Raw genomic sequence first — 810 nt, forward strand, 5'->3', positions numbered from 1 at the left:
GGCCTACAGGTAGTGGTAAGACCATGACAATAGGTAAAATGGCTGCTCAGTTTGTTATTCGACATGGTGCTGATGATATAGCCTTGGTGACAACTGACAGATACCGCATAGCTGCGCACGAGCAACTAAAGGTGTTTGGCAGAATACTCAATGTGCCTGTCCATGTTGTTGATGAGCGTCATAGTCTGGATACCATACTTGATGGCTTGCGTCACAAAAAACTTGTCTTGGTTGATACTGCTGGCCTAATGCATACCGACGCGTGCTGGTCTGAGCAGCTGCAGGAATTAAAGCTGTCGGGTCATGATATTCAGTCACACCTTGTTGTATCGTCTGTAGGGCAGTATCAGGTGATGTGTTCAAATTACCATCACTACAAAATGGTAGGCTTGTCAGGCGCCATTATTACTAAGGTTGATGAAGCTGTTAGCCTGGGTGAGGTGATGAGCTTTCTTATCGATACGCGTCTCAAAGCCAGTTATTTTACTGACGGTCAGCGAGTTCCTGAGGATATTCATGTGTTTAGGCAAAAAGAAATCCTCTCGAGAGCTGAATCTTTATTGAATAGTTCGGAGCGATGGGTAACAATCAGCGCCCAAGAGCATGAAGGTGGTTTAGATCAAATATTCTCTCATTCTGCGTAAACTTAATCATATCTGCTAAACTCTTATTAGCGTTGATTAAAATATAGAGCTGAATGTAGCAAGATTATGCAGCATACACTGAAAATACGGTCAATGTTTCAGTATCACGAAGATCTCAATATGGTTGAATAAACTGAAGTGCGAAAAATAATTAGATGTATAAAAG

At 42.0% G+C, this 810-nt stretch carries 1 pseudogene; it reads left to right on the plus strand.

The annotated features are described in order from the left end of the window. A pseudogene (locus A3729_RS10330) lies at positions 1-644 on the plus strand (flagellar biosynthesis protein FlhF); the annotation flags it as partial. Between the last annotated feature and the right edge of the window lie 166 nt (positions 645-810).

The sequence above is a fragment of the Oleiphilus sp. HI0043 genome (assembly GCF_001634935.1).